Below are 13,533 nucleotides of genomic sequence, written 5' to 3' on the forward strand. Positions count from 1 at the left end.
CCTTATTTTTTTGTTTTCCAACTGACAATCCGTTTAGGATGGAAGTAGCTCATACCGATTAAGAAGCCGGTGATCATTCCTGCAATATGCGCAGTAGCATTCACGTTAGGCGTCAAAAACGTCATAACAATGCTAATTACGATAATCGGGAGTATAATTTGTCTCAGCTGCGGCAACGAACGCCGGCCGTAGTAAAGCAACGCACCAAATGCGCCGAAAATCCCGAAGATGGCACCGCTTGCGCCTACATGGAGATAATCCAACGGCTGCAGGAAATAAGTTGCTGCTGTTCCAACCAATCCAGCCAATAGGTAAATGGTGATGAAACGGACCTTTCCGGTCAATCTCTCTAGCTCAGGCCCGAATAGGAATAGCGAGAACATATTGAAGAGAAGGTGCATCAATCCGCCGTGCAAGAACATAGGTGTGATGAAACGCCACCATTCTCCCGCTTCGATCAGGAAGTTGGAACCCACTCCATAATAATAGAGAAGATCGCCGATGCCAGGAATCCAGGTCAAGATGTGGACGATAAGGTTCAAGGCAATTAAAGTGGAAACTACAGGATAAAGACGTAAGTATTGCGAAAAACTTTCAGTACGTAAAAACATTTGGTCACCTCTATTTCATAAATCCATTATACCTTTTTCAGGTTTACTATTGAAAGGAGAACGTCTATGATAAATGGAATCGGCCTGGATATCGTGGAACTTCACCGCATCCGGAAGTTAGACGCACGGTCAAGCAAGTTCCGCCGCCGCATCTTAACAGAGCGGGAAATGAGCGAATACGAACAATTGTCGGCAGCCCGGAAAACGGAATTTCTGGCAGGGCGTTTTGCTGCGAAAGAAGCCTTTGCAAAAGCGAATGGCACTGGGATCGGCCGCGCCTGTTCATTTCAGGAAATTGAAATCCGCAAAGATGAAAAAGGAAAGCCGAGTGTTTTCTTTCAGCAGCAAGAAATCGGGCTTGTATCAATAACACATACAAAAGAATATGCAGCAGCACAAGTTCTTTTGCAATCCTAAAGTAAGTGGTGATGACAAATGGTAAACTACCGTCCAACAAAAGCGATAATCGATTTAACGGCAATTGAAAAAAATCTGGAAGTGTTTAAGAAGCAAGCAGGAAAAGCGGAAGTCATTGCTGTAGTGAAAGCAGATGCCTATGGACATGGAGTTTTAGAAGTTTCCCGGCGTGCAATCGCTTCGGGCATCCGCTTCCTTGCAGTAGCTACGCCGGATGAGGCGTTATTTTTGCGGCAGCAAGGCGTCAAAACGCAATTGCTTGTTCTTGGAGCTACGCCGGAAGCTTTCATCCCGGTGGCGCAGGAGGAAGAAATTACGCTAGCGGCTATCTCGCTTGCTTGGCTTGAGATGGCGTCGAAAGCTGCCCATCCTGAACTTGCACCTTTGAAGATTCATTTGAAAATCGACAGCGGCATGAGAAGAGTGGGAGTGTTTCCGGAAGATGCAAAGCAGGCAATCGACTTTATCCGCCGGCACCATTTTTCATTTGACGGCTTATTCACGCATTTTGCGACAGCTGACGAAGAAAGTGGGGAGCTATTCCAACAGCAAGTGAAGGAAATGAAAACAGTTATTGAATCGGTAGCGGATTCCGCAGTGATGGTCCATGTAGCCAATAGCGCTGCAGCCATAATGCATCAGGATCTTGCTTATGACGGTGTCCGCATCGGCATTTCTTTATACGGCATCGCACCTTCTGCCTATGTGGAAAATGAAATGTCCATCGCATTGTCGCCGGCTATGAGTTTGGAGACCGAAATCGTTCATGTGAAAAAAGTGAAAGCTGGCGAAGCTTTGAGCTATGGAGCGACTTACCGTGCTGAAGAAGACGAATGGATTGCCACCTTGCCGATCGGCTATGCGGACGGCATGCTGCGCGGGCTGCAAGGGCAGGAAGTTCTTGTGCGCGGGATGCGGATGCCGGTTGTAGGGCGGATTTGCATGGATCAATGCATGATCAAGCTGCCCGAAGAATTGCCGATCGGAGAAAAAGTGACTTTAATCGGCAAGCAGGGAAATGAGCAGATCCGCATGGAAGAATGGGCGGAGAAATTGGATACCATCCCGTACGAAATCCCGTGTATTTTAACGAAAAGAGTCCCTCGAATTTATTGTTAAATAATGTTAGCCCTTTTTTCACCTTTTCAATAGGGCGCTTCGATGTTAAGATGAAGGGGTGAGAATAGAGAGAACGGTATTTTGGAGGTGTCGGCTGTGTACGGGAAGTCAAAGACAAAAGAAGTGGTTGTGAAACTGCCGAAGCAAATGATCTCAGAATTGACTGCGCATTCAGATGAACAAATTCAAGAACGTGGTGATTATGTTTATGTTTCGACCCAACGGGTAACAAAGAACATATACGATTCACATCATATTCGGGAAGCAATGATCAAAGGCTACGTGGAGATGTCACAAATCAATCTTTCAATCGCTTGTGAATGTTCTCATGCAGAATACGAAGCGGAGCACACGACCGTGCGACTCGTAAGCGGGGGTTGACAATTTGATTGTAAAACGTGGTGACGTTTTTTTTGCAGAACTATCACCAGTTGTCGGGTCCGAACAAGGCGGGACCCGTCCGGTGCTGGTGATTCAAAATGATATAGGAAATCGCTTTAGTCCCACTGTCATCATCGCGGCGATTACTGCGCAGATTCAAAAAGCGAAATTACCGACTCACGTTGAAATCAACGCTAAGAAATATGGCTTTGAACGTGACTCTGTTATCTTGCTTGAACAATTGCGCACGATTGATAAGTCGCGGCTGACAGATAAGATTACACAGCTGGATGAAACCTTGATGGAAAAAGTGGATGAAGCTTTGGAAATCAGTGTGGGTCTTGTGAAGTTTTAAGCATACATACTCCAAAAAAAGCTCGAAGCTTCCATGCTCCGGGCTTTTTTTCATGTACTTTACCGCTTTTCCGCAAGCGACTGACAAAATAGATGTGAAAAAACATATTTTCCGATACAATAAAAGATAAGCTATTTTAAATACAATAGAAAGACAACTGTTATATAGAGCAATAGGGAGGGTTTTTCAAAAAATGAATAGACAAATGGCGGGATATATCCAGGATAATTTCAACGAGATTATCTCAAGTTGGCAGGAACTTATGAAAAATGAGAAGAACGAACGTTCTTTTCAAGTGATGCCGACGGATTTAATGAACCAAACCAGCAAAGAATTTGCTGATCTGATGGTTTCAAATTTGTTGGAAAGTCATCAAGCCTATGAAAATCGCTTGAATGATTTTGCGGAGAAAGTGGTCCGTCTAGGGTGGTCGATGACATTTGTAACAAAAGCGATCACTCATTTTTCAGAAGTGGTATTCGATGGCATGGAAAATGCGGGAATCATCAATGAAAACAATTTCCGGGCTTTCTCGAAAGAATTTACGAATTGGATCAATCCAATCCGGGATAGCACGATCGATACATACTCGAAAACGTGGGAGCGGACAGTCAGTCTGCAGAAAATTGCTTTGCAGGAGTTATCAGCCTCATTGATACCTGTTTTTGATAAAGTGTCTGTTATGCCTCTGGTCGGAACGATTGATACGGAGCGTGCAAAACTGATTATGGAGAATTTGCTTGAAGGTGTAGTCAAACATCGGGCGGAAGTTGTGCTGCTGGATATTACAGGAGTGCCGGTTGTCGATACGATGGTCGCACACCATATTATTCAAGCAGCTGATGCAGTCCGTCTTGTGGGAGCGAAGTGCATGCTGGTCGGAATCCGTCCGGAAATCGCACAGACAATCGTGACGCTTGGGATTAATCTCAATGAATTCACCACTACCAGCACTTTGCAGCGCGGAGTAGAGCAGGCGATGGCATGGACAAATCGTAAAATAGTGGAGGTTGATGAACAATGAATTTTCGAATTCCAATTTTAAAGCTTAGAGATACATTGATTGTTTCGATCCAATGGGAGCTTGATGATCAGACTGCCATTCAATTTCAAGAAGATTTATTGACGAAATTGCACGAAACTAGCGCTCGTGGAGTAGTCATCGATTTGACATCCATCGATTTTATCGATTCATTTATCGCAAAAGTCTTAGGGGACGTCATTAGCATGTCAAGCCTAATGGGAGCGCGAGTGGTTATTACCGGTATCCAACCAGCAGTTGCTATCACTTTAATCGAGTTAGGAATTCGACTAGAAGATGTTATGACAGCACTGGATCTAGAAAATGGTTTGGATAAACTTCAACTGGAATTGGAGGCTTAAGAATGAGCAACCAGTCTTCGGTGGAAATTTTAACGGAATGGGATATTGTCGCTGCAAGACAACTTGGGCGCAATGTGGCAAAAGAACTTGGCTTCGGAACTGTCGATCAAGCGCGGATCACGACAGCCATCAGCGAACTTGCCCGCAATATCTACTTGTATGCTGGACAAGGAAGAATTGAAATCCAGCAATTAACAGAGAACGGCCTGAAAGGGATTTTAATTATCGCCGCCGACCAAGGACCAGGAATTCCGGATATCAGAAAAGTGATGGAAGATGGTTTCTCAACGTCGGGAGGGCTTGGTGCCGGGCTGCCGGGTGTCAAACGTTTAATGGATGAGTTCAGAATCGAAACGATTCCAGGCGAAGGGACAGATATAAGAGCGACAAAATGGCTTCGATAGGAGGAGCGCATAATGGTTCAAAAGATTGAAAATCAATACAAAGAAATTTTAAACCAATATATGCAAAGACAGTCGGAGCAAAATCTCTACGTTGGCCAGAATTTTAGCCGTCAATTGATTTCTGAGAACATTTCGCCAGAAGAAGTAATCAGTGTGCACAAAGCGGCCATGCAGGAAATATACGGGGAGTTGCCAGAGTTTGTATGGCATTCCTTTGATTTTCTGATTGAAATGATGATTAACTATGGATTAGCGCTTCAAGAAAGGCAAAGTCTTTTGCAGCGGCAAGAAGAACTGGGAGTGGAAATGGATTTAGCTGCTAACGTGCAGGAAACTTTATTGAAAACACCGATGCCTGCTTTAGCGGGACTTGATATCGGATTGCTTTCGATTCCAGCGCGCAAGATGAACGGCGATTACATATACTTCATCAGTGATTCAGAAGGCCATGCGGGGATTGCAGTTGCAGATGTTATCGGCAAAGGTTTGCCGGCTGCACTTTGTATGTCCATGGTGAAATTTGGGATGGATAGCTTGAATAATTCTCCGGCAGATCCAAAAGAAGTGCTCGGGGTCATCAACCGGGTAGTCGAAAAGAGCATTGACGATTCTATGTTCGTTTCCATGTTCTACGGGAAATACGATTCGAATGACTCGACGCTTACCTATGGTTCAGCTGGGCATGAGCCGGCTATCTTATACCGTGCAAAATCGAATAGCTTTGAAGAATTGTATGCCAAAGGGCTCTTGCTGGGCGTTTCCCCAGCAGCTTCATATGAACAGCATACCGTCAAATTGGAAAAGAATGATCTTGTAATCATGATGACCGATGGTGTAACAGAAGGCCGGACGGATGAAGGGTTTATCGAGCGGGAAGTCATTTTTTCATTGATTGACCAGAAGAAAGATGAACCTGCCCAACGGATCGTGCAATTTGTCTACGATGAACTCGAACGCATGCAAAATGCGGAACTGAGAGATGATTTCACATTAGTCATTTACAAAAAAGTCTAATCAGGTTTACATGAAGAGTCATTGTGGTAAATACACTTACGATGGCTTTTTTAAATGCCTGTGAATTATAGAAAAACGGGGTGTCAAAAAAAGATGAATATTCAAGTTAACTTAGAGGAAATAGATAATAACCTGACTGGCTTTATCCGCGGCGAAATCGATGCGCATACAGCGCCAGTATTACGGGAGAAATTAGAAGCATTCCAAAACCAAGATGGATTGAAAGCAGTGTTGGATCTTTCTGACGTTGATTATATGGATAGTACGGGGCTTGGAGTTTTTGTAGCATTTTATAAATCTGTGAACGCTAAAGGCGGACACGTTAAGCTAAAAGGGCTCTCGTCTCGGCTAAAACGGCTATTCGATATTACGGGGCTAGGCGAAATCATGGATATCGAATCAGCTGGAAAAGGTGGTAATTAATATGCGTCCTTTCGATTATGTTGAAATGAGAGTGCCGGCCAAGTCTCAATATGTTGGTGTAGCACGTCTGACAATCTCTGGTTTGGCAAGCCGCATCGGTTTTTCGTTTGACGATATTGAAGATTTGAAGATTGCTTCAAGTGAAGCGGTAACAAATGCTGTTCAACATGCTTATACAGAAGGTGAAGAAGGCGAAGTAGTCATTGGCTGCGCTTTGTACAACGATAAAATCGAAATCATGGTTGCGGATCATGGGCAAAGTTTCGATTTTGAAGAAACAAAGGCGAAAGTGGGTCCTTATCACGATCAAGAAGAAGGCGCGTTTCTCCGTGAAGGAGGTCTTGGCCTGTACTTGATTGAAACCTTAATGGATGAAGTAAAAGTCCATCATCAAGAAGGCGTTACAGTCTTCATGACAAAGTATGTTGGAGGAGAGCAGGTGGAAGAGGATGTCGAAACGATCTCATCCTAATCAGCCGACCAAAGAGCAGGTGCTTGAATGGATCGAGGCTTATCAGAAGACGGAAGATGAAGAAGCCCAAACAAATCTTGTATTGAATTACAAACGATTAGTCGAATCAATTGCACGTAAATATTCAAATGGTAAATCTTACCATGAGGATATAGCGCAAGTAGGTATGCTTGGCCTTTTAGGAGCCATTCGGCGCTATGATCCTTCATTTGGCAGAAGTTTTGAAGCTTTTGCCGTACCGACTATCATCGGTGAAATCAAACGGTTCCTGCGCGATAAGACATGGGCGATCCATGTGCCTCGCCGCATCAAGGAACTAGGGCCACGGATTAAATCGACAGTTGAAGTGTTGACCCGGGAACTCCAGCGTTCCCCGCAAGTCTGGGAAATTGCGGAATACTTGGATGTCGATGAAGATGACGTGCTAGAAGCGATGGAAATGGGGAAAAGCTATCAAGCCTTATCCATGGACCATTCGCTGGAAGCCGATTCCGACGGCAGCACAGTCACGTTATTTGACGTGGTAGGACAAGAGGATGATGGCTATGAAAAAGTGGATCAGCGCATGCTTGTAGCAAATGCGATGAATGTGCTTTCGGAACGTGAAAAGCAAATCATCCAATACACCTACATAGAGCAGCTGAGCCAAAAAGAAGCTGGAGACAAATTAGGAATTTCGCAGATGCACGTTTCCAGATTGCAGCGAAAAGCCATTAAGAAGTTGCAGGAAGCGATTTTAGCAGCTGGTGGAGTTTCATAGTGGAGAAAATTCAGCATAGTTTCGTGGAGGCCTGTATCTTCAATGAAGCAAAAAAAGGAAATTATGAGTCCGGAGACAGCTACCATACTGTTTTAACGGATGAATATTTCATTTGCTCCATAGCCGATGGATTGGGGAATGGTCCTGTGGCGCGCGAATCGTCACAAGTCATTCCGCAGATTTTAAAAGATTACCATCATGAAACCATTGATGAGCTCATGCAGCGCTTCAATAAATTGATGGTGCAAAAACGTGGGGCTGCCGTAGCGATTTTTAAAGTCGATTTCAAGAAAAAGACTTTGGAGTACAGTTGTGTAGGGAATATTCGTTTTTACCTTTACCGAAAAGGCACAAACGAGATGATTTATCCGTTGCCGGTCATGGGTTATTTATCCGGCCGCCCACAAAAATTGCGTACGCAGCTTTATACGTATGTAGAAGATGATTTATTCTTGATCCATTCTGATGGGGTTGAGCTAAGAAACCCGAAAGCGATGATGCGCCAAGCCGGAATTCCGGAGCGCCTTTATTACGATATTTTGCGGTCGATCGAAACGGGAGACGACGCAACATTTATAGCAGGAAGCCTACTCAAATGAGGAGGCTTCTTTTTTCTATGTTAAAATAGAGAAGAGCAAACGGCGGTCGATATACCGATGAAAACAACAATATGGACTGGCTTTTTACGAAATGAAGGGAAGTGTCTGGAATGGAAATGCAGCAAATCCATGCATTGATTGCAAAAGAAACAGGGGTACGCCCTAATCAGGTCGGCCAAGTTATTGACTTGATCGAAGACGGCAATACAGTGCCGTTTATCGCACGTTACCGAAAAGAAGCGACAGGGTCACTCGATGAAGTGCAGATTAAAGCGATCGATGACCGTTATACATACATCCAAAACTTGGAGCAGCGAAAAGTTGAAGTCATCCGCTCGATTACGGAGCAAGAGAAAATGACCGAGGAATTGGAAAAAGCGATTCGGCAAGCGACAGTTCTTCAGCGTGTAGAGGATTTATACCGTCCTTTCAAACAGAAACGGCGCACGAAAGCGACCATTGCAAAAGAAAAAGGGCTGCAGCCGCTAGGGGATTGGCTAATGGCTTTTTCCCGAGAAGATGCGATGAAGAAAGGGAAAGAATTCGTCAGCGAAGAAGCGGGAGTGGCGACTCCGGAAGAAGCGATTCAAGGAGCGCAGGATATATTAGCGGAGCTATTTGCAGATGATGCCGATATTCGTGAAAAAGTCCGCTACATGACGAGAAAAGATGGGACGATTTCGACAGCTGCTAAAAAGAACCACACAGACGAGAAGCAAGTTTTTGAAATGTATTATGAATATGAAGAAGCCATTCAAAAAATTGTGCCGCATCGCATCTTGGCGATTAACCGTGGAGAAAAAGAAGATGTGTTGAGAGTAGCGGTCAATCCGCCTGTGGACCGGATCATTACATTGATGAAAAACAAATGGATCAAAGCGTCGGGCCCATCTTCTGAAATTGTAGAAGCGGCGATTGAAGACAGCTATAAACGCCTGATCCAACCATCAGCAGAACGTGAAATCAGAACGGAGCTAAGTGAAAAAGGGGAAGCGCAAGCGATTCATATTTTCGCTGAAAACTTACGGAATTTATTGCTGCAGCCGCCGATGAAAAACAAAATGGTGCTCGGCGTCGATCCGGCATATCGCACAGGCTGTAAGTTGGCTGTAATTGATGAAACCGGAAAATTGCTCGAAGTTGCCGTAATTTATCCGCATGCGCCAAAGAATGATCAAGCGGGCGCTAAAAAAACGATGCAACGGTTGGCTTCAAAGTATCCGATTGAAATTATGGCGATTGGAAACGGAACAGCTTCACGCGAAACGGAACAATTTGTTGCGGATTTCATTGCAGAAACCGGCGCGGACATTTCTTATGTGATTGTTAACGAGGCAGGGGCCAGTGTTTATTCGGCTTCAGATATTGCCCGTGCTGAATTCCCAGATCTTCAAGTAGAAGAAAGAAGTGCTGCGTCAATTGCGCGCCGTCTGCAAGATCCTTTATCGGAACTGGTGAAGATTGACCCGAAAGCAGTAGGCGTCGGGCAATACCAGCATGACGTTTCGCAAAAGAAATTAGCGGACCAATTGACTTTTGTGGTCGAGACCGCAGTTAACCAAGTCGGAGTAAACGTCAACTCAGCTTCTTCGTCTTTATTGCAGTACGTAGCGGGGCTCAGCAAAACCGTGGCGGAGAACGTCATCAAAATGCGTGACGAAAATGGCCGCTTCCAATCACGGGCGCAATTGAAGAAAATTCCGCGTCTAGGTGCCAAAACCTACGAACAGGCAATCGGCTTCCTGCGGATCCCAGAAGGAAAGAATCCTTTGGATGCAACTGGAATCCACCCGGAAAGCTATGCCATTGCCGAAAAACTTTTGGAATTGATCGGCGAAGACAAGAAATCGGTCGGCAATCCACGAATATCCGAGAAGTTGGAAAAGCTTCAATTGAATGAACTCAGTGAAGAATGGGGAGTCGGCGAAATCACGCTGAAAGATATTTTAGACGCGTTGAAAAAACCGAACCGCGATCCGCGTGATGAATTCCCCCAGCCTTTATTGAAAAATGATATTTTGAAAATGGAAGATCTGCTGCCAGGCATGGAAGTCCAAGGGACCGTCCGAAATGTTGTGGATTTCGGGGCTTTTGTTGATATCGGCGTAAAGCAAGATGGCCTTGTCCATATTTCAAAATTGAAAAAAGGGTTCGTAAAGCATCCGCTTGATGTAGTCGCGGTCGGAGATATTGTTACGGCCTGGGTCGACAAAGTGGAAAAAGACAAAGGGCGTATTGCTTTAACGATGCTTCCTCCGGCAGATCAAACCGAGTAAGGTTAAGAAATGCTCATGTACAAACAGCCGCTTCCTGTTAAAATGGAAGCGGCTGTTTTATTTGAATAAGCGAAATAGGGGAGTTACGATGACCAACAAAGAACTGACAGAACTGATCAAAGAAATCTCAGATACCGTCTTCCGGAAGCCGTTTGTCCATGAAGGAAGTTTTAATGCGAGATTAAAAACAACGGGCGGACGTTATTTGCTGCGGTCTCACAATATCGAGATCAATCCCAAATCTTACGAAACATTCGGCTTTGCAGAATTGGAAGGAATCATTAAACACGAACTTTGCCATTATCATTTACATATAGAAGGAAAAGGATACAAGCATCGTGATGCGGATTTTAGAGAGTTGCTGCAGCAAACCGGCTCGCCGCGTTTTTGTTCAACCATCCAACGCGAGCCAGCCACTAGCTCAAGCAAACGCTATGTATACGAATGCATTTCATGCAATACGAATTACGTTCGGAAAATTCGGATGAATGTGGAAAGGTACCGCTGCGGCAGATGTTCCGGAAAGCTTTCTCTGAAATAATAAAAGAAATGAAAAAAAGTGTTGACGATTCCTCAAGACCTCTTTATAATAAGAAAAGTCGACAAGTACTTAAACAGTTCTTGCAACACTATTCCGAAGTAGCTCAGTGGTAGAGCACCGCACTGTTAATGCGATGGTCGTAGGTTCGAGTCCTACCTTCGGAGCCATTAAGGCCCCTTGGTCAAGCGGTTAAGACACCGCCCTTTCACGGCGGTAACACGGGTTCGAATCCCGTAGGGGTCACCATTTATTTTGAAATATCTTACATAGAATGTTATTGTGAAATACATACTTAATGAGAAGTTTTGAAAGAATGCACTTTAATAAAGAATGAAATAATATTGTCGCGGGGTAGAGCAGTTCGGTAGCTCGTCGGGCTCATAACCCGGAGGTCGCAGGTTCAAATCCTGCCCCCGCAACCAAATGGTCCCGTGGTGTAGCGGTTAACATGCCTGCCTGTCACGCAGGAGATCGCCGGTTCGATCCCGGTCGGGACCGCCATTTTATTGGGGTATAGCCAAGCGGTAAGGCAACGGGTTTTGATCCCGTCATGCCCTGGTTCGAATCCAGGTACCCCAGCCATTTTAATCAACCGAATCAATCCAAATGAGATTATTATCTACGGCGAATTAGTTAAGAAGAAGTTATTGACTTCGAGTTAGTAATGTATTATAATAGAATTTGTCCCTAAAATAATTTTAGGCGGTCGTGGCGGAATGGCAGACGCGCTAGGTTGAGGGCCTAGTGGGAGAAATCCCGTGGAAGTTCGACTCTTCTCGGCCGCACCATATCGCATTGCGCCCGTAGCTCAATTGGATAGAGTACTTGACTACGAATCAAGCGGTTAGAGGTTCGAGTCCTCTCGGGCGCGCCATAATTTCTTGATTAAAATATAAATACGATATGCGGGTGTAGTTTAGTGGTAAAACCTCAGCCTTCCAAGCTGATGATGAGGGTTCGATTCCCTTCACCCGCTCCATAATTTTAAATCTTTGAACCTTGAAAACTGAACAGCAAAACGTCAACGAAAGACGTCACGAGCGCCTTGGCGCGAGAACGGCTTTTGCGAGGGTTGCCTTTGGGCAATCGGAGCAAGGCTGCTTCCATCACCGGGTGCCCGTGACCTACATTACTGATCAGGCTTTTGCCAGATCAAAGCGAATCGTGCGTCTTTTTTAAAAGGCGGCGATGCGCCAGCATTGAGCAATCAATACTACTCTATAATGGAGAGTTTGATCCTGGCTCAGGACGAACGCTGGCGGCGTGCCTAATACATGCAAGTCGAGCGGAACACTTGGAGCTTGCTCCAAGCGTTTAGCGGCGGACGGGTGAGTAACACGTGGGCAACCTGCCCTGCAGATCGGGATAACTCCGGGAAACCGGTGCTAATACCGAATAGTTTGAAGCCTCTCCTGAGGCTTCACGGAAAGACGGTTTCGGCTGTCACTGCAGGATGGGCCCGCGGCGCATTAGCTAGTTGGTGGGGTAACGGCCCACCAAGGCCACGATGCGTAGCCGACCTGAGAGGGTGACCGGCCACACTGGGACTGAGACACGGCCCAGACTCCTACGGGAGGCAGCAGTAGGGAATCTTCCGCAATGGACGCAAGTCTGACGGAGCAACGCCGCGTGAGTGACGAAGGTTTTCGGATCGTAAAACTCTGTTGTGAGGGAAGAACACGTACCAACTAACTATTGGTACCTTGACGGTACCTCACCAGAAAGCCACGGCTAACTACGTGCCAGCAGCCGCGGTAATACGTAGGTGGCAAGCGTTGTCCGGAATTATTGGGCGTAAAGCGCGCGCAGGCGGTTCCTTAAGTCTGATGTGAAAGCCCACGGCTCAACCGTGGAGGGTCATTGGAAACTGGGGAACTTGAGTGCAGAAGAGGAAAGTGGAATTCCACGTGTAGCGGTGAAATGCGTAGAGATGTGGAGGAACACCAGTGGCGAAGGCGACTTTCTGGTCTGTAACTGACGCTGAGGCGCGAAAGCGTGGGGAGCAAACAGGATTAGATACCCTGGTAGTCCACGCCGTAAACGATGAGTGCTAAGTGTTAGGGGGTTTCCGCCCCTTAGTGCTGCAGCTAACGCATTAAGCACTCCGCCTGGGGAGTACGGCCGCAAGGCTGAAACTCAAAGGAATTGACGGGGGCCCGCACAAGCGGTGGAGCATGTGGTTTAATTCGAAGCAACGCGAAGAACCTTACCAGGTCTTGACATCCCGCTGCCCGCCTTGGAGACAAGGCTTTCCCTTCGGGGACAGCGGTGACAGGTGGTGCATGGTTGTCGTCAGCTCGTGTCGTGAGATGTTGGGTTAAGTCCCGCAACGAGCGCAACCCTTGATCTTAGTTGCCAGCATTCAGTTGGGCACTCTAAGGTGACTGCCGGTGACAAACCGGAGGAAGGTGGGGATGACGTCAAATCATCATGCCCCTTATGACCTGGGCTACACACGTGCTACAATGGACGGTACAAAGGGCAGCCAACCCGCGAGGGGGAGCCAATCCCAGAAAACCGTTCTCAGTTCGGATTGCAGGCTGCAACTCGCCTGCATGAAGCCGGAATCGCTAGTAATCGTGGATCAGCATGCCACGGTGAATACGTTCCCGGGCCTTGTACACACCGCCCGTCACACCACGAGAGTTTGTAACACCCGAAGTCGGTGGGGTAACCCTAGTGGAGCCAGCCGCCGAAGGTGGGACAGATGATTGGGGTGAAGTCGTAACAAGGTAGCCGTATCGGAAGGTGCGGCTGGATCACCTCCTTTCTAAGGAT

The 13,533-nt window shown here is 46.2% G+C and carries 15 protein-coding genes, 8 tRNA genes and 1 rRNA gene; 23 read left to right on the top strand and 1 reads right to left on the bottom strand.

Annotation, left to right across the window (positions count from 1 at the left end):
- Positions 1 to 2: 2 nt before the first annotated feature.
- The gene (locus AC2EXB_RS03030) at positions 3 to 611 is read right to left on the bottom strand and encodes a rhomboid family intramembrane serine protease (protein ID WP_483603581.1); all 609 of its coding nucleotides are present in this window, start codon (positions 609 to 611) and stop codon (positions 3 to 5) included.
- A gap of 66 nt (positions 612 to 677) precedes the next feature.
- Here AC2EXB_RS03030 and acpS point away from each other — a divergent pair, with 66 nt between their 5' ends.
- The 23 genes from acpS (at position 678) to AC2EXB_RS03145 (ending at position 13,525) form a co-directional block, all read left to right on the top strand.
- Complete coding sequence (gene acpS, locus AC2EXB_RS03035; RefSeq protein ID WP_483603583.1) at positions 678 to 1,028, top strand: holo-ACP synthase; 351 nt, start codon at positions 678 to 680, stop codon at positions 1,026 to 1,028.
- 18 nt (positions 1,029 to 1,046) lie between these two features.
- On the top strand, positions 1,047 to 2,147 hold the full coding sequence (alr, locus tag AC2EXB_RS03040; RefSeq protein ID WP_483603584.1) for an alanine racemase: 1,101 nt from the start codon (positions 1,047 to 1,049) through the stop codon (positions 2,145 to 2,147).
- A gap of 96 nt (positions 2,148 to 2,243) precedes the next feature.
- A complete protein-coding gene (locus AC2EXB_RS03045) occupies positions 2,244 to 2,528 on the top strand; it encodes a transcriptional regulator (protein ID WP_110925660.1) in 285 nt (94 codons plus the stop codon).
- A 4-nt stretch (positions 2,529 to 2,532) separates the two neighbouring features.
- A complete protein-coding gene (locus AC2EXB_RS03050; RefSeq protein ID WP_052653123.1) occupies positions 2,533 to 2,883 on the top strand; it encodes a type II toxin-antitoxin system PemK/MazF family toxin in 351 nt (116 codons plus the stop codon).
- A 193-nt stretch (positions 2,884 to 3,076) separates the two neighbouring features.
- Entirely contained in the window at positions 3,077 to 3,907 is an 831-nt protein-coding gene (locus AC2EXB_RS03055; RefSeq protein WP_235198188.1) for an RsbT co-antagonist protein RsbRA, read from the top strand.
- Complete coding sequence (locus AC2EXB_RS03060) at positions 3,904 to 4,266, top strand: STAS domain-containing protein (protein WP_036807366.1); 363 nt, start codon at positions 3,904 to 3,906, stop codon at positions 4,264 to 4,266. The genes AC2EXB_RS03055 and AC2EXB_RS03060 overlap by 4 nt, the downstream gene beginning before the upstream one ends.
- A 2-nt stretch (positions 4,267 to 4,268) precedes the next feature.
- Entirely contained in the window at positions 4,269 to 4,670 is a 402-nt protein-coding gene (locus AC2EXB_RS03065) for an anti-sigma regulatory factor (protein WP_235198189.1), read from the top strand.
- Positions 4,671 to 4,682: 12 nt separating this feature from the next.
- Complete coding sequence (locus tag AC2EXB_RS03070) at positions 4,683 to 5,684, top strand: SpoIIE family protein phosphatase (protein ID WP_483603587.1); 1,002 nt, start codon at positions 4,683 to 4,685, stop codon at positions 5,682 to 5,684.
- A gap of 93 nt (positions 5,685 to 5,777) precedes the next feature.
- Positions 5,778 to 6,107, top strand: a complete 330-nt coding sequence (locus AC2EXB_RS03075) for an anti-sigma factor antagonist (protein ID WP_235198190.1) — start codon at positions 5,778 to 5,780, stop codon at positions 6,105 to 6,107.
- A 1-nt stretch (position 6,108) separates the two neighbouring features.
- Complete coding sequence (gene rsbW / locus AC2EXB_RS03080; protein ID WP_235198191.1) at positions 6,109 to 6,579, top strand: anti-sigma B factor RsbW; 471 nt, start codon at positions 6,109 to 6,111, stop codon at positions 6,577 to 6,579.
- Entirely contained in the window at positions 6,557 to 7,339 is a 783-nt protein-coding gene (sigB, locus tag AC2EXB_RS03085) for an RNA polymerase sigma factor SigB (RefSeq protein ID WP_052653111.1), read from the top strand. Before rsbW ends, sigB begins: the two co-directional genes overlap by 23 nt.
- The gene (locus tag AC2EXB_RS03090; RefSeq protein ID WP_235198192.1) at positions 7,339 to 7,938 is read left to right on the top strand and encodes a PP2C family serine/threonine-protein phosphatase; all 600 of its coding nucleotides are present in this window, start codon (positions 7,339 to 7,341) and stop codon (positions 7,936 to 7,938) included. Before sigB ends, AC2EXB_RS03090 begins: the two co-directional genes overlap by 1 nt.
- A 110-nt stretch (positions 7,939 to 8,048) precedes the next feature.
- Positions 8,049 to 10,214, top strand: coding sequence for a Tex family protein (locus AC2EXB_RS03095; protein WP_483603590.1), 2,166 nt, complete (start codon positions 8,049 to 8,051; stop codon positions 10,212 to 10,214).
- 88 nt (positions 10,215 to 10,302) lie between these two features.
- A complete protein-coding gene (locus AC2EXB_RS03100; protein WP_483603592.1) occupies positions 10,303 to 10,755 on the top strand; it encodes a SprT family protein in 453 nt (150 codons plus the stop codon).
- 92 nt (positions 10,756 to 10,847) lie between these two features.
- Positions 10,848 to 10,922, top strand: a tRNA-Asn gene (locus tag AC2EXB_RS03105).
- Between the two features lie 4 nt (positions 10,923 to 10,926).
- Positions 10,927 to 11,001, top strand: a tRNA-Glu gene (locus tag AC2EXB_RS03110).
- A gap of 99 nt (positions 11,002 to 11,100) precedes the next feature.
- Positions 11,101 to 11,177, top strand: a tRNA-Met gene (locus tag AC2EXB_RS03115).
- Positions 11,178 to 11,180: 3 nt separating this feature from the next.
- A tRNA-Asp gene (locus AC2EXB_RS03120) sits at positions 11,181 to 11,256 on the top strand.
- A 6-nt stretch (positions 11,257 to 11,262) separates the two neighbouring features.
- Positions 11,263 to 11,337: transfer RNA gene (locus AC2EXB_RS03125), tRNA-Gln, on the top strand.
- Positions 11,338 to 11,457: 120 nt separating this feature from the next.
- A tRNA-Leu gene (locus tag AC2EXB_RS03130) sits at positions 11,458 to 11,543 on the top strand.
- Positions 11,544 to 11,552: 9 nt separating this feature from the next.
- Positions 11,553 to 11,629 (top strand) — tRNA-Arg (locus AC2EXB_RS03135).
- Positions 11,630 to 11,660: 31 nt separating this feature from the next.
- Positions 11,661 to 11,734: transfer RNA gene (locus AC2EXB_RS03140), tRNA-Gly, on the top strand.
- 241 nt (positions 11,735 to 11,975) lie between these two features.
- Positions 11,976 to 13,525, top strand: a 16S ribosomal RNA gene (locus AC2EXB_RS03145).
- Positions 13,526 to 13,533 lie beyond the last annotated feature (8 nt).

This window comes from Planococcus alkaliphilus (assembly GCF_057031095.1).

Excerpts from the sequence above, each read along its gene's own strand:
- AC2EXB_RS03030 (WP_483603581.1), bottom strand. The coding sequence starts at position 611 with ATGTTTTTACGTACTGAAAGTTTTTCGCAATACTTACGTCTTTATCCT.
- AC2EXB_RS03060 (WP_036807366.1), top strand. The coding sequence starts at position 3,904 with ATGAATTTTCGAATTCCAATTTTAAAGCTTAGAGATACATTGATTGTT.
- AC2EXB_RS03065 (WP_235198189.1), top strand. The coding sequence starts at position 4,269 with ATGAGCAACCAGTCTTCGGTGGAAATTTTAACGGAATGGGATATTGTC.
- AC2EXB_RS03095 (WP_483603590.1), top strand. The coding sequence starts at position 8,049 with ATGGAAATGCAGCAAATCCATGCATTGATTGCAAAAGAAACAGGGGTA.
- AC2EXB_RS03070 (WP_483603587.1), top strand. The coding sequence starts at position 4,683 with ATGGTTCAAAAGATTGAAAATCAATACAAAGAAATTTTAAACCAATAT.
- acpS (WP_483603583.1), top strand. The coding sequence starts at position 678 with ATGATAAATGGAATCGGCCTGGATATCGTGGAACTTCACCGCATCCGG.
- alr (WP_483603584.1), top strand. The coding sequence starts at position 1,047 with ATGGTAAACTACCGTCCAACAAAAGCGATAATCGATTTAACGGCAATT.
- rsbW (WP_235198191.1), top strand. The coding sequence starts at position 6,109 with ATGCGTCCTTTCGATTATGTTGAAATGAGAGTGCCGGCCAAGTCTCAA.
- sigB (WP_052653111.1), top strand. The coding sequence starts at position 6,557 with ATGTCGAAACGATCTCATCCTAATCAGCCGACCAAAGAGCAGGTGCTT.
- AC2EXB_RS03075 (WP_235198190.1), top strand. The coding sequence starts at position 5,778 with ATGAATATTCAAGTTAACTTAGAGGAAATAGATAATAACCTGACTGGC.
- AC2EXB_RS03100 (WP_483603592.1), top strand. The coding sequence starts at position 10,303 with ATGACCAACAAAGAACTGACAGAACTGATCAAAGAAATCTCAGATACC.
- AC2EXB_RS03055 (WP_235198188.1), top strand. The coding sequence starts at position 3,077 with ATGAATAGACAAATGGCGGGATATATCCAGGATAATTTCAACGAGATT.